17 protein-coding genes are annotated in these 19,260 nt (G+C 43.6%); 12 read left to right on the top strand and 5 right to left on the bottom strand.

All coding sequences use genetic code 11. The features are described 5' to 3' along the window. Positions 1-3: 3 nt before the first annotated feature. Positions 4-1,509, top strand: coding sequence for a cobyric acid synthase (locus tag E1160_RS14270; RefSeq protein ID WP_235914162.1), 1,506 nt, complete (start codon positions 4-6; stop codon positions 1,507-1,509). Between the two features lie 2 nt (positions 1,510-1,511). Here the strand turns inward: E1160_RS14270 and cbiB are convergent, their stop codons facing one another. The 3 genes from cbiB to E1160_RS14255 form a co-directional block, all read right to left on the bottom strand. Further along, the gene (gene cbiB / locus E1160_RS14265; RefSeq protein WP_155156345.1) at positions 1,512-2,555 is read right to left on the bottom strand and encodes an adenosylcobinamide-phosphate synthase CbiB; all 1,044 of its coding nucleotides are present in this window, start codon (positions 2,553-2,555) and stop codon (positions 1,512-1,514) included. Positions 2,556-2,616: 61 nt separating this feature from the next. Then, positions 2,617-3,909 (bottom strand): EAL domain-containing protein, encoded by a 1,293-nt coding sequence (locus E1160_RS14260; protein ID WP_218048918.1) that lies wholly within the window; start codon positions 3,907-3,909, stop codon positions 2,617-2,619. 153 nt (positions 3,910-4,062) lie between these two features. Further along, positions 4,063-4,746 carry a transglutaminase-like cysteine peptidase gene (locus E1160_RS14255; RefSeq protein WP_155156341.1) on the bottom strand — a complete coding sequence of 228 codons (684 nt, stop codon included), beginning with the start codon at positions 4,744-4,746 and terminating at the stop codon, positions 4,063-4,065. A 204-nt stretch (positions 4,747-4,950) separates the two neighbouring features. On the opposite strand from E1160_RS14255, the gene E1160_RS14250 reads away from it, so the two are divergent. From E1160_RS14250 to pheT, 6 genes are all read left to right on the top strand, one after another. Then, complete coding sequence (locus E1160_RS14250) at positions 4,951-6,633, top strand: PAS domain-containing protein (RefSeq protein WP_218048917.1); 1,683 nt, start codon at positions 4,951-4,953, stop codon at positions 6,631-6,633. Next, on the top strand, positions 6,582-7,088 hold the full coding sequence (locus tag E1160_RS14245; protein ID WP_155156337.1) for an HD-GYP domain-containing protein: 507 nt from the start codon (positions 6,582-6,584) through the stop codon (positions 7,086-7,088). The genes E1160_RS14250 and E1160_RS14245 overlap by 52 nt, the downstream gene beginning before the upstream one ends. A gap of 233 nt (positions 7,089-7,321) precedes the next feature. Beyond that, entirely contained in the window at positions 7,322-7,519 is a 198-nt protein-coding gene (gene rpmI, locus E1160_RS14240; protein WP_155156335.1) for a 50S ribosomal protein L35, read from the top strand. A gap of 39 nt (positions 7,520-7,558) precedes the next feature. After that, positions 7,559-7,915, top strand: coding sequence for a 50S ribosomal protein L20 (gene rplT / locus E1160_RS14235; protein WP_155156333.1), 357 nt, complete (start codon positions 7,559-7,561; stop codon positions 7,913-7,915). A 198-nt stretch (positions 7,916-8,113) separates the two neighbouring features. Next, a complete protein-coding gene (gene pheS, locus E1160_RS14230; protein ID WP_155156331.1) occupies positions 8,114-9,199 on the top strand; it encodes a phenylalanine--tRNA ligase subunit alpha in 1,086 nt (361 codons plus the stop codon). Next, complete coding sequence (gene pheT, locus E1160_RS14225; RefSeq protein WP_155156329.1) at positions 9,196-11,589, top strand: phenylalanine--tRNA ligase subunit beta; 2,394 nt, start codon at positions 9,196-9,198, stop codon at positions 11,587-11,589. Before pheS ends, pheT begins: the two co-directional genes overlap by 4 nt. Positions 11,590-11,651: 62 nt before the next feature. Here the strand turns inward: pheT and E1160_RS14220 are convergent, their stop codons facing one another. Further along, complete coding sequence (locus E1160_RS14220; protein WP_155156327.1) at positions 11,652-12,419, bottom strand: substrate-binding periplasmic protein; 768 nt, start codon at positions 12,417-12,419, stop codon at positions 11,652-11,654. Positions 12,420-12,688: 269 nt separating this feature from the next. Between E1160_RS14220 and E1160_RS14215 the strand changes: the two genes are divergently transcribed. The 4 genes from E1160_RS14215 to E1160_RS14200 all read left to right on the top strand — a co-directional run bounded on the left by E1160_RS14215 (position 12,689) and on the right by E1160_RS14200 (position 16,225). Further along, positions 12,689-12,826 carry a hypothetical protein gene (locus E1160_RS14215; protein WP_155156325.1) on the top strand — a complete coding sequence of 46 codons (138 nt, stop codon included), beginning with the start codon at positions 12,689-12,691 and terminating at the stop codon, positions 12,824-12,826. A 118-nt stretch (positions 12,827-12,944) separates the two neighbouring features. Next, positions 12,945-13,961, top strand: coding sequence for an aspartate-semialdehyde dehydrogenase (locus E1160_RS14210; RefSeq protein ID WP_155156323.1), 1,017 nt, complete (start codon positions 12,945-12,947; stop codon positions 13,959-13,961). 140 nt (positions 13,962-14,101) lie between these two features. Continuing rightward, positions 14,102-15,634 (top strand): tetratricopeptide repeat protein, encoded by a 1,533-nt coding sequence (locus E1160_RS14205; RefSeq protein WP_218048916.1) that lies wholly within the window; start codon positions 14,102-14,104, stop codon positions 15,632-15,634. Between the two features lie 33 nt (positions 15,635-15,667). Beyond that, positions 15,668-16,225 (top strand): O-antigen ligase family protein, encoded by a 558-nt coding sequence (locus E1160_RS14200; RefSeq protein WP_155156319.1) that lies wholly within the window; start codon positions 15,668-15,670, stop codon positions 16,223-16,225. A gap of 86 nt (positions 16,226-16,311) precedes the next feature. Here the strand turns inward: E1160_RS14200 and E1160_RS14195 are convergent, their stop codons facing one another. Next, positions 16,312-18,267, bottom strand: a complete 1,956-nt coding sequence (locus tag E1160_RS14195) for an acetoacetate--CoA ligase (RefSeq protein ID WP_155156317.1) — start codon at positions 18,265-18,267, stop codon at positions 16,312-16,314. A gap of 230 nt (positions 18,268-18,497) precedes the next feature. Here E1160_RS14195 and E1160_RS14190 point away from each other — a divergent pair, with 230 nt between their 5' ends. After that, positions 18,498-19,259, top strand: a complete 762-nt coding sequence (locus E1160_RS14190; RefSeq protein WP_155156315.1) for an SDR family NAD(P)-dependent oxidoreductase — start codon at positions 18,498-18,500, stop codon at positions 19,257-19,259. Position 19,260: the final 1 nt, after the last annotated feature.

Genomic DNA, 19,260 nt, shown 5'->3' with positions numbered 1-19,260 from the left:
TTTATGTCTGATCAAATTAAACTGGATCAAATGATCCCGTCTCTCATGTTTCAAGGGACGGGGTCAGATGTTGGTAAGTCGCTACTTGTAGCTGGGATATGCCGCGCAATGACAAGACGTGGGATTGTGGTCAGACCTTTTAAACCTCAAAATATGTCAAACAATGCTGCGGTCACGTCCGATGGTGGTGAGATTGGTAGAGCACAGGCATTACAAGCGCGTGCATGTGGCGTGAAGCCATCTGTACATATGAATCCTGTATTATTAAAGCCGCAATCAGATTTGGGGTCACAAGTTGTCGTGCAAGGCCAAGTCATGACGACGGCTAAAGCGCGTGACTATTACACCTTAAAATCCAAATTGTTACCTAAGGTTTTGGAAAGCTTTGTAAAGCTTTCTGAAGAGGCAGATATTATATTGGTTGAAGGTGCGGGAAGTCCTGCGGAAGTTAATCTTCGTGCTGCAGATATTGCCAATATGGGATTTGCTGAGGCCGCAAATGTACCGGTACTCTTGGTATCGGATATTGACCGTGGTGGGGTTATTGCAAGTATCGTTGGAACTTATAATCTTTTAAGCGACCATGAGAAAAAATTATTGAAAGGTTATATAATCAACAAATTTCGTGGTAATGTAACCTTGTTTGAAACAGGGCATGATATCATTCGCGATCATACAGGTTTGCCCACATTTGGTACACTTACCTGGTTTGATGAAGCACGTAAATTACCAGCGGAAGATGCAGTTGCGCTGGAGAAAGCAAGAGCTGGTAAGGCTGCTGCGAAAGACCATTTAATTAAAGTTGCTGTGCCTCGTCTGGGACGTATCGCGAATTTTGATGATCTCGATCCATTGCAAGCGGAGCCGGATGTTGAAGTTATTATGGTGCAAGCTGGTGAGCCAATTCCCGGTGATGCAGACCTAATATTATTACCGGGATCAAAAACTACGATGCCTGACTTGAAAGCTTTGCGGGCGCAAGGCTGGGATATTGATATTCAAGCCCATCTCCGTCGTGGTGGGCATGTTTTAGGAATTTGTGCTGGATTTCAGATGTTGGGTAAAAAACTGGCTGATCCGCAGGGCATTGAAGGCCCCGCAGGCGAAGTCGATGGTCTTGGATTAATTGACATGTCAACGACGATGTCAGGTGATAAACGTCTTGTCGAGATTTCTGGTATTGAAAGCTCAACAAGTGAGGCTGTGTATGGTTATGAAATGCATATGGGAAGAAGTGAAGGCGAAGGTTTGAACAACCCAATGCTAATCCTTGAAGGGCATCCCGATGGAGCTGTTTCATCAGATGGGCGCATTATGGGGTGTTATTTACATGGCTTGTTTGCTTCTGATAATTTCAGAAATGAATACCTGAAACGATTCCGTAAAGATCGTGAAGCTTCTTTAGATTATGAACAGATGGTAGAAGACGTTTTGGATCGCTTTGCAGATCATTGTGAAGCCCAAACGGATATTCCTGCCATGATAGAGATGGCTAAGTCAGGGGTATGAACCTATATACTGCTGCCAACTAATACCATTAGAATTAAAACGGTCTGAACTACATTTGTGATTGCATAAAGATCAAGTGCATACCCGATATGATTAGGCTCAAGACGCGCTTTACCCTGCCCAATCCATGCGGCTTCGGAGACACCACCTGGATATTGACGTGGTCCACCTAATGCCCAGTTAAAAGCACCTGCCATTGCGCCTTCCGGCCATCCCGCATTTGGGGAAGCATGTTTAGGTGAGTCAATCCACATGATTTTCATAGCACGAAACGGATTACTATTTGGGTGTAAAAATGCAGCGATCACAATCATGCAGCCACTGATGCGTGCAGGAAGCCAGTTAACGAGATCATCCAGTCTAGCGGCAAACATACCAAAATCTTTATGACGTTTTGTACGATATCCAATCATGGAATCCAGAGTATTTACAGCTTTATATCCTAAGATGCCGGGTAAGCCAAAAAGCAGATACCAAAATGCTGGTGCGACCACGCCATCGGCAAAATTTTCGGCAAGAGACTCAATTGCAGCACGAATGACACCATGTTTATCCAAAGTTTTTGGGTCTCGTCCTACGATATGGCCTACGGCTTCGCGACCACCATCAAGTCCAGATTTCGCAAAGCCTGTGGCAACTGCACGGACATGCGTATAGAGGCTTCGCCCAGCCAGCATAACAGCGGTTAACCAGAGATTGAAGAACCAGAACCATGGTAGAATTTCAGCAACTTTTTCTAGAAGTAAACCTATGAAAACACCAATAGAAATGACAAACAGACTGACCAATGCGCCTCTGACCATTTTATTATTTGCTGAGCGATCTTCACGATTTAGTTTTTTATCCAGAAAGGAAATAATTTTGCCATAAAAAACAACTGGGTGAGGAATTATGCGAAACAACCATTTCATGTCACCCTGAACCCAGTCCAGAATGAGGGCAAGAACCAATGTCGCAGATGTAGGCAGGATGAGGAATGCCCATTTAGACTCTACGCTAAAAATATTAGACACAAAGATGGTCAGGTTGTTAATAATATCTTCCATAGCGCAAGGAGGTATCCTGCCTTTTGCATTGGGTCAATATGAATTCGAATTAGAAATAAAATTAGATGAATTTTTGCTGCCTGCGAATATGCGGTGGTGGCGGAGAGTTCTCACGATTTCGTTGCGTTAAAAGCCCGTCCAAATAATGCCCTTGGAACATGGTAATACCCATTTTCTGGCCATTTTCAATCATGAGTTTGTTATCGCAACGAGACAAAATAATACGTCCTTGCCCGGCTTCTTCTACATATTGGGCAACTTCATCAAATTTATCTTGCGCACTTTCCCCATTAAATATGCCATTTGCCGTAAGTTTAATCAGATCTACGCCCATCTTTTTACGATCAATAAAACTTAATAAATCTGGTGTGATGCCATCAAGGCAAATGCGATATCCTTTTTCTTTGACAAAATCGCGCGCGAATAGAAAGGCCGAAAAATCAGCCATAATATCTACGATTTGCATTTCTACGACCAGAGTTCCACGAGACCCTGTATGTAAATTCGCATCGAATTGAAGGAATTCGGGAGATAGTAACGTGTTTACGTTCAAGTTGATGGAAAATGAATCAAAGAGGGTTCGATCATCTGCTTTTGAGAGCATATGTAAAACGCGTCTATCCAATGTCTCTGTCAAATGTTGGAACAGCCATCTATTGGCAGCCAGATTGACTTCGGGGAGCACCATTCGTGCTAATTCCATGATGGAGATATACAATTCGTTGAAAACTGGTGTTGGATCGGAATTACTGGAAACTGCACAGATGGTTTGACGTTTAAATACGTTTGATAAATCTGTACGTTTCAGAACTTCTTCTAGGCGTCCTAGCTGATCTGGTGAAAGTGGAGTTAGTATTTCCCCGCGATCCTCTTCTGTTTGAGAGGCCATTGCGTTAAGACGTTTTTCTCTTTGTTGGGCGGCCTCAGTGAGTTCACGGCTAAGTTCAAGGAATTTATCATATTGACGATCAAGGCTGTAAAGTGTCGCAAAACGACCATGACCTTCCATTGTGGAGTTAATGGATGCAACTGGATCTTCACTAAATAAAGTACGCAATCGCATGACAATATCGTCAAGCTGCATCAGGTCTGCATCTTTTACAACGAAAAGCATGTCGGTATTCCCAAGGCGAAAGAGCTGACCTTCAAAAGCAAATATGAAATCTTCTATGGTATTGGCGGCGATGCGTAAATGATGAGGACGGCGATGTTGTGGGCGCAAGCGCGATAAATGAATATGCACTGCGCGACGACCTTCTCTATATCGTTTTAACCGTTCTGCGTAATCAAGCAGAAGGTTTTCTTGACTATGTCGCCCAAAGGGTTGACCTTGAACCATATTTATTCCCGCCATAATCATCCTAAAACGCCCCCCGGATCTATAGCCTTGTTTAGGAAATCAAGTCTTACCTAAACAATTGGTGAATAAGGATGATACACGCAGAAGTGAATTTTTCAAAGCATTTGAGATAAATTCTTTATAGCATGTTTGTGAGGAAGGTTTTATTCAACCCCGATGAAGCCACCATGCATCTTCGTTAATTGAGAAAATGGGTTTGTAATGTTTAATACGATCTGCATTGACAACTTTGGAAATCTGATTGTCTAAAATAAGGGCTTGTCCATCTACATAAACAACCAAGACAGCATGGGGAACCTTTAGATTTAAGTCTTGCAATACCACAATGCGCATCTGATCTTTATCAAAGCCCAAATGCGCAAGTGAGGCAAATTTCGCGATAGCATAATCTTCGCAATCCCCGTTGCGGTTTAAAAATTGCTTCGGGGTCGCCCAATAATCCTTGCGCTGATAATTGACCGGATCAATCACATAGAGCCACTTATTCATATATTGATTGACGAGTTCCATTTGTTCGCGTGGTGGCTTATCAGCAATCTTTTTCAGGAAGATACGCCATTTGGTTACAAGGCATTTATTACTTGCTGTTAAAGTGCATTTATTGAGTTCGCTTTGCACTTCTGTTGCATAACGATCAAGAACTGAAGTCCATTTTTTAAATTTGGTCAGTTTTTTAGATTGAATTTCGCCTGTTCCAAATAAACGCGGCGATTTTTGCGCCAAAGCAATATTTGGTGACATAAAAAGCATGCTAACAAAGGCTAGTAAACAGGTGAAGTTAAGAAGTTTAACTATTACTTTTGTCAGCTTATAATCGCCAATCCCATTCATTCGGATTCTTCCTTGAGAGGATTTTCCAGATACTATGTGAATATTCGCAAGTATCTGGTTGATTTATACTGTTAATTTTCCTCAATATAAGGCATCATATTGGCAAATATCCAGCGAAACTTGTTCGCATTTTAGGTAAATCATTTTGATTATTATAAATGAAACTGCCCAGAACAGATTATGGAAGTAATTCGGAGAGACTTGATGAGTAGTGATGAGGCAGTGGCCAAGGTTGTTGGTATGGGAAAAACGACTGTTATCGGACGCATGGGATTAACAGTTGCCGGATTGTTGATCGGTGCGGTGATAGCCTTTTATTTAGTCTTTCAATTTGGTGAAAATGAACGTCAGCGAGAATTGCAAGCTTGGCAGGTACGCATGGGAATTGTGACGGAAAGCCGATATGCGGATGTGTCAAACTGGTTGCAGATGCAAAAAGCCGATCTACGTGCTTTGGCGGATAATGCTTCCCTACAACTCTATATGACTATCTTGCATGGCGTCGATGATGATGAAGGGGCGAGTGCGGAACTAGAATATCTTGGCAATTTATTAACTGTCACTGCTGAACGTGCAGGCTTTACGGCTACCAATTCAGGCGCGTCCCAGGTCAACGCCAATGTAGCACGCCAAGGGGTGGCGGGTATCGCATTGTTGGATGCAAAGAACGAATTAGTGGTCTCAAGTCATGGTTTCCCTGCATTAGTCGGTAAATTGCAGGCTTTTCTAGCTGAACTGAAACCCGGTGAAGCCGGTATTAGTCAAGTGTTTTTAAACGCTGAAGGGCAGCCGACAATGGCATTCGCGGAACCTGCTTTTGTATTGCAGGGGGATGAGACCGCAGATTCTCATATCGGTGTTGTGGTCGGTGTTAAGCAAGTTACAGAAGAGCTGCCGCCGCTATTAGTGCAGCCTGGTGCAGTTGAAAAATCAGCCGAAGCTGTTTTGTTACGCCAAGAAGGTTTAAATGTCGAATATATATCGCCGCTGCATGACGGGACCCCCGCTCTTAAGAAAAAGTTAAATATGGATACACCTGATCTAGCTGCTGCATTTGTGATGCGGGATGCAAGTGGCTTTGGGGTGATGAAAGACTATAAGGGTGATGAGGTTCTGGTTCTGGGGCGTGCATTTGAAGAAGTGCCTTGGGTATTGATGTATAAAATCGACCGACAAGTAGCCTTGGCTGATTCAGAAGCGCGCGTGAGTATGTTGGTCATCGTTCTTGGTATGGTCATTGTGGTCGTGCTGATTGGCATGCTTGCGCTATGGTATTTTGGAACATCTAAACGTGCCAAGGAAGCTGCGGATAAGTTTGAGAAACTGGCAGATCGATTTGCTGGGCAAAGAAACTTTATGCATTTGGTGACTGATAGTCAGCCCAATACCATCGCGATTTTTGATAGGGATGGCAATTATCGCTGGTTTAACCAACGAGTGATCGAGCAATCTGGTTTGGAACGTGTGGATTTGTTTGACAAAAATGTATCTGCTGTTCTTGGGCCGATTGAAGGCAAGAAAATGATCGGTTGGGTAGATGAATGTTTGGACAATGAGGCGCCCCATACTAAAACGCACAAAATGAATTTGGATGGCAAGACAGAACGTGTCTTTAAATCTGATTTCATCATGATCCCATCCAATGAGCAATATGCAGCGGCTGTTTTGGTTGTCTCTCAAGATATTACCGATTCCGTACGTGAGCGTGAAAAACGTGAAACAGTTATGCGCCAATTGGTTTCCACATTGGTGTCATTGGTAGATCGTCGTGATCCATTTTCTCTTCGGATCATTCGCAACGTGTTGCAGATGTATCTCGTGCCATTGCGTATGAGATGGAACTGGATAGTCTTGAGGCAGATACGGCGGCTATTGCAGGCAGTCTGATGAATCTTGGCAAGATTGCCGTGCCTGCTGAAATTCTAACCAAGCAAGGCGCCCTTACAGATGAAGAACGCACAATCGTTCAGGATTCGGTTTTGTCATCTGCAGATCTAGTTGCGAATATCGATTTTGATGGTCCTGTCCGCGATACCATGCGTCAGATGCTTGAAAATGTGGATGGAACAGGTATTCCGAATGGTCTTTTGGCAGAAGATATCTTAATGCCGGCACGGGTCGCGTCAGTGGCAAATGCATTCGTTGGGATGGTGTCTGCACGTGCTTGGCGCCAAGGAATGGATTTTGATAAAGCTGCGGGTATTTTATATTCAGAAACAGGTTCAAAATATGACCGTGCCGCAGTTGCAGCCTTAATCAATATTTTGAATAACCGTGGTGGTCGCGATACATGGAAAAGTTATGGTATTGCGCCTGAAGAAGACGTGAAGCATGTCGATTAAAGGGCTGGTTAAGAGTTGTTCAGGATACTTTTTCAGGTTTCTGAGAGAAAAATGCTGAAACCCCCCTTGCAAAACAATAGATAGAAAGTTATAAACCGCGCCTCTGCGAACCAAACTCGTTTGGGGCGTGGTTATTGGTGCGCTGGGCGAACCGATCTTAATCTGAAGGTCAATGGTTCAGGGTATGCCTTGCCACTATTTTGATGAAACCACTTTTTACAAGGGAAGATAAAATGCCCAAGTTGAAAACAAACAGCTCCGCTAAGAAGCGGTTCAAATTGACAGCAAAAGGTAAAGTACGTTTTTACTCTGCTTGCCTTCGTCATGGTACATCCAAACGTCCACAACAAATGAAGCGCCAAAACCGTGGCAGCCAAATTATGTGTGATGCGGATGCGCGTATCATCAAACGTAACTTCTTGCGCGGCTAACGCGACAGAAACGAACTGTTATAGTAGGAGCATAGTAAAATGGCACGTGTAAAACGGGGTGTAACATCCCACGCTCGTCACAAAAAAGTTCTTAGCGAAGCTAAAGGTTACAGCGGCCGTCGTAAAAATACGATCCGCGTAGCTAAGCAAGCTGTTGAGAAAGCTGGTCAATACGCATACCGCGACCGTAAAGCGAAGAAACGCGCTTTCCGTGGTCTTTGGATTCAACGTATCAACGCTGCATCCCGCGAATGCGGTTTGACATATTCTGTATTCATGAACGGCTTGAAAAAAGCTGGTATCGAGTTGGACCGTAAGGTTTTGGCTGATATCGCAGTTCATGAACCAGCTACCTTTAAATCCCTTGCAGAACAAGCGCAGGCCGCGCTGGCTTAAAGCCATCTTCAAGGATTTATTGGACACTGTAGAGATACAGATCCAAAATCAGGTTTTGGGCGAAAGCGGGGCCAGCAATGGTTCCGCTTTCGTGCGTTTTTGGCGCATTTTCCGAAATCAAAATTTCATAAAAACCCGCTATATCTGATTTCTGAACCGGAAATCTGAACAAGCAATAATAAGGACTCGAAGTAGGGTATGAGCGATAGTCTTGAGACATTACGCGCTGAACTTCTGGCAGAAGTTGATCAGATATCAGATCTGAAAGCTTTGGAAGATCTTCGTGTATCGGCCCTTGGCAAAAAGGGACGCATTACCGCTGAAATGAAAACATTGGGTGGACTTTCCCCAGAAGAGCGTAAAGAGAAGGGCCAAGCCCTGAATCAAGTCAAAGCATCTGTAGCAGAAGCCTTGAACGCACGTAAGGAAAGTCTGGAAGCAGACGCCTTGAACGCACAATTAGAAGCTGAACGTGTTGACGTTTCTTTACCTGTACGTCCAGAAGAAATGGGCCGCTTGCACCCAATCAGTCAGACATGGGATGAGATTGTTGCGATCTTTGGTGAGATGGGCTTTACCGTTATGGATGGTCCAGATATCGAAGATGATTTTCATAACTTTACTGCGCTGAACATTCCGCCAGAACATCCTGCACGCCAAATGCATGACACATTTTATCTATGTGGTGAAGATGGCGAAGTAGATATGGAATCTGTGCTGCGTACCCATACAAGTCCGGTACAAATTCGTACGATGGAAAATCAGGAACCACCTATTCGTATTATCGCACCGGGCCGTACTTACCGTTCTGACAGTGATATGACCCATACGCCGATGTTCTCTCAAGTGGAAGGTTTAGTTATCGATAAGAAAGCTAACTTTGGTCATTTGAAAGGTTGCTTGCAGGAATTTGTAAATGCATATTTCGAAGTAGACGATATTCCATTGCAATTCCGTCCATCTTTCTTCCCGTTTACTGAACCATCCGCGGAAGTAGATATTGGCTGTTCCCGCAAAGGCGGTGAATTGAAGATCGGGGCTGGTGAAGACTGGTTGGAAATTCTTGGTTGCGGGATGGTGCATCCAAATGTGTTACGTGCGTCCGGTATTGATCCGGAAGAATATCAAGGTTTTGCTTTTGGTATGGGGATTGAACGTATCGCGATGTTGAAATATGGCATTCCTGATTTGCGTACATTCTTTGATGCGGACCTGCGTTGGTTGCGCCATTATGGTTTCTTGCCGCTAGAAGCGGCGTCTATGACACGAGGTTTGACACCATGAAGTTCACATTGAGCTGGCTGAAAGATCATCTTGAAACAGATGCAAGCCTCGAAGAAATTACAAATAAATTAACAGCTATCGGCTTAGAACTTGAAGGTGTAGAAGATCCGAAAGAAGCCTTAAAACCTTTCACGATCTGTTATGTGGAAGATGCTTGGAAACACCCGAATGCTGATAAATTAAACATCTGTATGGTGAATAACGGTAAAGAAACTTTACAAGTTGTATGTGGTGCCCCAAATGCACGTAAAGGCATGAAAGGTGTCTTTGCACCTTCTGGGTCCTATATTCCAGGTTCCGATATGACATTGAAACCAGGTGTGATACGCGGTGAAGAATCTAATGGTATGTTATGTTCTGAGCGTGAATTGATGATTTCAGATGAACATGATGGGATCATTGATTTACCAGAAGATGCACCATTGGGTATGTCTTTTGCGGAATATGCAGGTAAAGATGATCCAATCATTGAAATCGCGATTACACCTAACCGTGGTGACTGCCTTGGTGTTTATGGTGTGGCTCGTGATTTGGCCGCGGCTGGTCTTGGTACACTGAAAGCACCAAACCTTGATCCTGTTGAAGGCAAATTTGATAGTTCTATCAAGTGGAACCGTGTTGAAGGTCTAGGGGATGATGCACCACGTGCGGTCGGTTGTTTGATCAAAAACGTGAAAAACGGCCCAAGTCCAAAATGGATGCAAGATCGTTTGAAAGCTATTGGCCTACGTCCGATTTCTGCTTTGGTAGATATTACAAACTATGTGACTTTCGATCTTGGTCGTCCACTTCATGTTTTTGATGCGGATAAAGTTAAGGGCGATCTTACCATTGGTTATGCCAAAGGTGGTGAAACGCTTCTTGGTTTAGACGGGAATGAGCATACATTTGAAGAAGGTATGATCATTATTTCTGACGAGAATGGCCCTGAATCCATTGGTGGTATTATGGGCGGTGAAGTATCCGGCTGTACCGAAGAAACCGTAAATGTATTCTTGGAATCTGCTTTATGGCATCCGATCCGCATTGCGGAAACTGGCCGTAAACTTGGTGTCGATACTGATGCACGTTATCGTTTTGAACGTGGTATTGATCCATTGTCTTCTGATTGGGGTGTGAATGTGGGGACACGTTTGATCCTTGATCTTTGCGGCGGTGAACCATCTAACGTAACAGCGGCTGGCGATATGCCTGCATGGGAACGTCAAACAAGCTTACGTGTGTCACGTTTAAAGACACATGGTGGCGCGGATGTTTCTGTGGCAGAGGCGGAAGAAATATTGAAACGTCTAGGTTTTGGCACTTCTGTTGAGGGCGATGCGATTACAGTGGATATTCCAAGCTGGCGTCCTGACATCGAAGGCGAACATTGCTTGGTCGAAGAAGTGTTGCGCATCTATGGATTTGATAAAATTCCCGCTGTTGCCTTGGACCGTGAAACAGTTCTTCCTGAGCTCGCTATTTCCCTGAAACAGCGCCGGGTGGCATTTGCGAAGAAAATCTTGGCTGGCCGTGGTATGATGGAAGCTATCACATGGTCCTTCATGTCTGATAAAGATGCGGAACTGTTTGGAGGTGTGCCTCAAAATTTGATGGTGGCAAACCCGATTTCCAGTGATCTGAATGCAATGCGTCCAAGTATCTTGGGTAACTTGATTTCTGCTGCAGCTCGCAACACGGACCGTGGTTTCGGTGATGTGGCCTTATTTGAGGTTGGTCCTGCATTCCGTAATCCAACACCAAAAGGTCAAGACATGGTAGCAGCTGGTGTGCGCGCCGGTAAGACAGGTCCACGTCACTGGGAAACATCCCCACGTGCCGTTGATCTGTTTGATGTAAAGGCGGATGCAATGGCAGCCCTTGAACATTGTGGTGCCCCTGTGAAAAGCTTGCAGGTTACAACTGATGCACCAGTTTGGTATCACCCGGGTCGTTCCGGTGCTTTGCGTATGGGTAAGCAAGCGTTGGCATATTTTGGTGAAATTCACCCAACCGTGTCGCGTAAGCTTGGCCTGAAAGGCCGCGTGGTTGCCTTTGAACTCTTTATGGATAATATTCCAGAGCCAAAGAAAAAAGGTGGTAAGACACGTAGCTTGCTGAACGCATCTAGCTTCCAGTCTGTGAACCGTGATTTTGCGTTTACAGTGAAAGATGATGTGACTGCTGAGAAAATCTTACGCGCTGCACAAGGTGCGGATAAGAAACTTATCTCTGCCGTAAATATCTTTGATGTATATAAAGGCGAAGATATGGGCGATAAGAAATCTGTAGCGATTTCTGTCACCTTGCAACCAACAGATAAGACATTAACCGACGATGATATCGAAGCAGTATCTCAAAAGGTTATTGCTATGGTTGCGAAAGCCACAGGTGGTAGCTTACGTGGTTAATTAAGTTTCTGTCTTAACTTATCAAAAAGAGGTATCTTTCAGGTACCTCTTTTTTTTGTGACTTATTGCATCACATTGGATGAAGAGTTTTGCGTATATGCTCTACCTAGATACTTACTTGTAATCTCTTTTAAGGCGCCATCCTTTATTGCCTGTTCCATCGCTTTACGCCAAACAGCGATTTCTTCGTCAGAAACCGAAGGTGAGGCCGCCATATATAGTTCGCCTAACTCGTCAGTATAGCCAGCTTGCAGTTGCGCACCACTATCGAATTCTTGAACTGTACGATGCGCGATGACATCCCATACTAACCAGGCGTCAATCCGCTTTCTAATTAGCATTTCTAATATTGAGCTTTGTTGTGAAACGACATCCACCATATTTGTTGAAAGCTGATGTTTCTTTGATGCATAAACGGCTGCGCTTCCGCCTTTAATCGCAACTTTTAAACGTCTTGCTTGGTCGAGGTTTTCTACAACGGGTTGGTCTAAAGTTGTCATATATGTGATCCGCATGGGGAAGAGCGGGCCAATCCATTTATATTTACTTTCACGTTTGCTCGTGCGTGTTAGGGGGCCTAAGGTCGCATCTGAAACTTCTTGGGCAATTTTCTGAGCACGTTTCCAGGGAAGATGAGAGACACTGACTTCTCGCCCTGCATTCTTTGCAACGATTTGAAAGAAGTCTACAAATAATCCCTTTGAGCTGCCATCAGGTAACTTCTTGCTAAGCAAGGGCTCATCTGATGAAAGGATTTGTTTTATTTCTGAGGCGATACTAATTTGGATCGAAAAAAGAAACACAAAAATGGATGAGATAAACAGTCGCATGAAGATGCTCGCTTTGTTGTTATTATTTCTAATCACTATACATGAAATGGTTCACTAGATTAAGGGAAATTTAGCCTGCTTGTTATTTCCTTGAGTAATAATGTTACAATAGAAATGCGAAACATGATAAAAAATGAAAAAAGTTTAAAAACGCGCTTGATTCATTCTGTCTCGCGCCCTATGTAATTGGGCAAGATGTTTTGGCCAGTTGGGCTGAAAGTAACTGGGTCATCATATGATGACCTGCATATCAAATAGGGAACGAAAATATGTTTGCTCCGGCAGTTTTGATTGCGGTGATTGAAAAAGCTAAACAGATGGTATGGACAGTTATGGCTGCGCCAACACTTTCCCCAGTTCGCGTAAAAGCTATTAAGACAACCAAAACAACTAAGACTCGGTATTAACCGGAACTCTTGTGTTGCATAAAGCAGGTCAACCGGGGTTCCAGAAACTCCGGTTTTTTTGTATGTGCAGCATGCTTTATTGAAATGTAACAAGTTTAGATAAAAGAAAGACAGACCAATGGGTTATAAAGTTGCAGTAGTAGGCGCCACAGGTAACGTAGGACGAGAAGTTCTTCAAACCATGGCAGAGCGTAACTTCCCCGCCGACGACGTGGTAGCATTGGCTTCCTCACGTTCTGTTGGAACAGAAGTGGCATATGGCGATGAAAAGAATATCAAGGTTCAGGACCTAGCAACATTTGACTTCACTGGTACGGATATTGTTCTGTCTTCACCGGGCGCAAAAATTTCTGAGCAGTTTTCTCCAAAGGCTGCTGCTGCAGGTGCGGTTGTCATTGACAACACATCTTTCTGGCGTATGGATCCGGACGTGCCATTAGTTGTTCCAGAAGTAAACCCAGAAGCTTTGGACGGTTGGAAGAAAAAAGGTATTGTCGCAAACCCGAATTGTTCTACCATTCAAATGGTTGTGGCACTTAAACCTTTGCATGAAGCAGGCAAAATCAAGCGTGTTGTTGTTTCCACATATCAGTCTGTATCTGGTGGTGGCAAAGAAGCCATGGATGAGCTGTTTACTCAAACACGCGGTATTTTTGTGAATGATCCGATCACAAAAGAAAAATTCACAAAACAAATTGCCTTCAACGTGATCCCGCATATTGACGTGTTTATGGATGATGGTTCTACCAAAGAAGAATGGAAAATGGTTGTAGAAACCAAGAAAATTCTTGATCCGTCCATTAAAGTATCTGCTACAGCAGTGCGTGCGCCAGTCTTTGTAGGTCATGCGGAATCTGTGAATATTGAATTTGAAAACGATATGGATCACTTAAAAGCGCGTGAGGTATTGGAATCTGCTGAAGGTGTCGTTGTCGTGGATTATCGTCAAGACGAAGGTTATGTGACACCTGTTGAATGTGCTGGTGAAGACGCGGTTTATATTAGTCGTATTCGTGATGACATCACAGTTGAAAACGGTGTGAATATGTGGGTTGTTGCTGATAACTTACGTAAAGGTGCTGCATTGAATGCGGTACAGATTGCCGAAAAAATGATTGAGCGTGGTTTGATTTAATCAGAATTTCTACTTCTGTTAAGAGTTTATGAAGAAAGGCTAATTTCAAGTATTTCATTGAATTTGAGCTGATTTTCGACTCGACCCAACGCCCCTCTGTAGTTTACACTTCTTCTATGAGTAGTAAGGAAGATATAGTTTTGAACTCTCCAGAGGGGCGTTCTGCGTTGGAGAAGCATATTTTCGGTATCACCGATGATATGAATATCGAACGTAGAAGCGCTGACGGAGGAGTTTTATCCGACAAACCGGGTGATGAAGATTTTTCCTTTGAAGACGTTCCACCACCGCCAAGTAAGATGAAGACGACATCGGATTTATTCCGTATGGCCATAGAAGCGCATGAAGCTGGTAATTACTCTGATGCGGAACTTCTATATCGTAAATTACTCAGTGAGCGTCCTAATGTTCCCTCTGCTTGGGGTAACTTGGGTGTTCTGTTACGTCGGCGAAAAATGACTGAAGCTGCTGTGATATGTTTACGTCGCGGATTAGCGTTGCGTCCAGACGATGGAACCAGCTGGTCAAATCTTGGTAATGCTTTACGTGATTTGTGCCGCTATGACGAGGCTATCAAAGCGCATAGACACGCTATCGATCTGGATCCGGGCGCACCACAAATCCATTATAATCTAGGTTTTGTCCATCGGGATCTTGGACATTTGGAGGAAGCAGCAGCTTGTTTCCGTCGTGCCGAATTACTTGGCTATGATAGTGCGGAATTACGTTGGGATCATGCATTGCTAGATTTACTACAAGGAAATCTAGAAAGTGGTTTTAAAGGGTTAGAGGCACGATGGCAATTACATGATTGCCATCCACATTTTCCAGAAATTCCAATTTGGAAAGGCGCTCCATTGGAGGGGCAAAAATTGATGGTATATGCAGAAAATGGAATTGGGGATAGCCTCCAATTTTGTCGGTATTTGCCGTTAGTTCAAAATAAAGCTGGGGCAATTGTTTTTTATTGTGATTCATCAATTAAGCGCCTTATTCAATCCAGCCCTGAATTTGAGGGAATAAAAGTTTATGGATTTGGAGAAGAGCTTCCTAACGATATTGATGCAGTTATTCCATTATTGAGTTTACCGCGAATGGTTGGGCCTAAGTTAGAGGATATTCCAAACAATATTCCTTATTTGAAGGCGCCTGATACAGATGTTCCCGTTTTGAATAAGGGACTTATCCCACAAATCCGTGTCGGGTTGGTATGGGCAGGAGATGCCCATCATAAGAACGATCATAATCGTTCCATAGGACTAGAACAGTTTGCGCAACTGCTTGATTTACCTGGAGTTCAGTTTTACAGCTTCCAAATCGGTGGCGCGGAAAGTGAGATTAAAGAGCATTGTTTTGATCCTATGATTAGAGATCTTTCAGCTCATATTCGGGATTTTGCGGATACGGCGAGTTTATTAAATCAGTTTGATCTGGTTATTTCAGTTGATACCGCGGTGGCGCATCTCGCAGGCGCATTGGATATACCTGTTTGGGTTTTAATTCCTTTTGCACCTGATTGGCGTTGGCAAATGTTTAGAGGGGATAGCCCTTGGTATCGATCTATGTCATTATTACGTCAAACCAGTCCGGGAGATTGGCAAGAAGTGATGCATCGCGTTCGGGATCGTCTGATACATAAGTTGCATGAAATGACAGATATTGGGGAAGACTAACACAGCTGGGCAGGCTGTTTACGGGGATGGGAAATGGCTCAAAGAGAATCTAAGCGAACGAATTTTTTAATTTTGTCGCTTGTAGGCGCATTATGTCTAAGTATACCAATTTTTTATGTGTTCTTCGATCAAGCATCACCAGATCCGAGGGAAGATGCTGAGATTCTGGATTCAAGTGGCAATATACGTGCGGACTATGATCCCGGGGTGGCCTGGTTGCAAAGTAAGCCAATTATGATACCCAACGGACATGGTAGTTATTATAACTTACGTGCAACTTTACGTATGAAAGATCGGGAAGCTGCCGATACGATTTGTATGCGCCATCCACATCTGGCGGATATCATCTTAACTATTCTAACAGTGAATAAAGAATTGCTTGAAGATGCACTCGCTGGAAAGAGTATGGCGCGTAAGGAAATTCACATGGCGATCGAAGGGCGTTTGGGTGATGATATGTTTACTGAAACCATTATCAGTGATGAAAACCTTGATTTGATGAAGGCTTCAGATAAAGTGCGATACGAATGTGGTGGTAAAGGCCTTCGTTTTGTATTTAGAGATCCACCTGAGGGGCTAAAACAAGATTAATTATTTCAGTGTCTTAATCTTGTCTCGGGTAAAGAAAAGGCCAGATCAGTGGATCTGGCCTTTTTGTTAGTTTAAATCTTTTCAGTTTAATCTTCCTGTAAAGCAGCAATATTTAAATAAAGATCCAATGCTTCTGGATTAGCTAAAGATTCTTTGTTTTTAACAGATCGTCCATGAACTACATCGCGTACAGCTAATTCAGTGATTTTTCCAGATTTAGTGCGTGGAATATCTGTAACAGCGATGATTTTCGCAGGCACATGACGTGGGGTGCATTGTTGTCGAACATGACTGCGGATCGCTTGTTGAAGATCTTCTGTTAATTCGGCTTGTTCGGCTAAAATGATGAAGAGAACGACCCGTACATCACTGTTCCAATCTTGGCCGATAACTAAGGCTTCTTTAACTTGTGCAAAACTTTCCACCTGACGATAAATCTCAGCAGTACCAATTCGCACACCACCTGGGTTTAGGGTCGCATCGGAACGGCCATAGACGACTATGCCGCCTGTTTCGGTCACTTCGATAAAGTCACCATGGTGCCAAATATTATCATATTCCGCATAATAAGCATTGTGATAACGACTACCATCTTGGTCTTTCCAGAAGCCAAGAGGCATAGATGGGAAAGGTTTAGTACAAACCAACTCGCCTTTTTCCTGCTCAACGGAATTTCCATTTTCGTCATATACATGAACGTCCATAGCCAACATTTTACCTTGAATCTCGCCACGATATACAGGCTTGGTAGGAATGCCGCCAATAAAACAGCCTAGTAAATCTGTCCCACCAGATAAGGAGGAAAGCTGTACATCTTTCTTGATGCTTTCATATACATAGTCGAAGCTTTCAGCGACCAATGGAGAGCCGGTGGAGCCAATTACTTTAACGCTTTCTAGACTATGAGTATCGATTGGTTTTACTTCTGCTTTATTTAATGCATCGATATATTTCGCACTTGTGCCAAAGAAATTTACGCCTTCGGCGTCTGCGAGATCAAATAGAATATTGGCATCGGGTGCGAATGGGGACCCGTCATAAAGGACCAAAGTGGATTGACAAGATAAAGCGGCGACCAGCCAATTCCACATCATCCATCCGCAGGTTGTAAAATAGAACACACGGCTGCCTAAACCATTATTACAATGGAGCATATGCTCTTTCTTTTGAGTTAGTAAAACGCCACCAGCTGAATGCACAATGCATTTTGGTACACCTGTCGTGCCCGATGAATACATGATATATGCAGGATGGTTGAAATCCGTATATTCATATTCAATTTCTTTTGCATCGTAATCGGCAATGAAATGATCTAGTGAAACAGAATTAATGATTTCTGCTTCGATTGGGTCATCACTAAGAAGCGGTAAGATCACCACTTTTTCAACGGTTGGAAGGCCTGCTACGATTTCACGGACACGGCCTAAACTATCATGGCTTTTGCCATTGTAGTAATACCCGTCGGCGGTAAAGAGCACTTTTGGCTCGGTTTGTCCAAAGCGGTCCAAAACACCATTTATACCAAAATCAGGAGAACAAGAAGTCCAGACGGCGCCAATCGTAGTGGCCGCCAACATTGCCATAACGGTTTCAGGCATGTTCGGCACAAAGCCTGCAACACGATCACCGGGTTTAACGCCCATGTCACGTAACGCCTGGGAAAGACGAGATACACCATCATATAACTCCTTCCAAGTCATGCGGCGCTTCACTTTGTCCTCTGCCCAAAATACAATAGCATTTGAACCATCACGTTTTTGAAGCATATTTTCTGCAAAATTGAACTTCGCATCTGGGAAGAATTTAGCGCCTGGCATTTTATCGGCATCTGCGATTACGCGCTCGCCTTTAGTTTGAGCAACGATTTTGCCAAACTTCCAAAACGAATCCCAAAATTTCTCCAATTCATTGACAGAGAAATCATGTAATGCATCATAATCGGATAATGTCACCCCGTGGTCCGCTTCTAACATATTCATAAAAGCAGACATATTTGATTTGGCTACGCGCGCCGAATTCGGCGTCCACAATGGGTTTGTCATTTTATATTCACCATTCAGAAAGATGTTTTACCAATAAATTGGCCTTAATCCGCACAGTTTTTTAATTATTATTAATTCAATACAACGGCTTGAAAGAGGGGACAAGTCTTGGTCGTGCTTATTAAGTCTCATAATAGTGCAAAAATACTCAACAGTTGCTTTTTCCTGTGTTCTTTTTAATAACTAAGGAAAGGTAATATTATTATCCAAGTTTTGGGAGCGTAAACGTTATGGATGTAAATGGATTAGTTGCTGTTGTAACAGGTGGGGCGAGTGGTTTAGGTGAGGGTACTGCACGTGCCTTGGCTGCCGCAGGTGCAAAGGTTGCATTATTGGATATGGGATTGGAGAAAGCGCAAGCCGTTGCAAATGAAATCGGAGGGCTTGCTATCGCTTGTGATGTATCCGATGCAATTAGTGCAGAAAAGGCAATGAACGAGGTACAGGAAAAGCTAGGGGCATGTGCCATTGCGGTTAATTGCGCGGGAATTGCACCAGCAATGAAAATTGTTGGGCGAGAAGGGCCTTGTGATTTGGCAGCATTCTCTAAAGTTATTCAAGTGAATTTGATTGGTAGTTTTAACATTATGCGTTTAGCTGCTGCACAAATGCAAACACGTGAAGCAAATGAAGATGGAGAAAGAGGACTGATTGTAAATACGGCATCTGTTGCTGCTTTCGAAGGTCAGATTGGTCAAGCGGCATATTCAGCTTCTAAAGGGGGCGTTGTGGGTATGACATTGCCAGCGGCCCGTGAATTCGCAAAAACAGGTATTCGTGTAAATGCGATTGCACCAGGTCTCTTTGGTACTCCTATGCTTTTAGGGATGCCGCAAGAAGTGCAGGATAGTCTGACATCAACTCTGCCATTCCCATCACGATTCGGGCGCCCGGAAGAGTATGCAAAGCTGGTGCTGCATATGGCTGATAACGCAATTATGAATGGGGAAGTAGTACGTTTAGATAGTGCATTGAGAATGCAGCCAAGATAAT

The sequence above is a fragment of the Curvivirga aplysinae genome, assembly GCF_009711445.1.
GTDB lineage: Bacteria > Pseudomonadota > Alphaproteobacteria > UBA8366 > Aestuariispiraceae > Curvivirga > Curvivirga aplysinae.
Note: the sequence above shows the minus strand (reverse complement) of the source record. Positions and strands in the feature narration are given on the sequence as shown.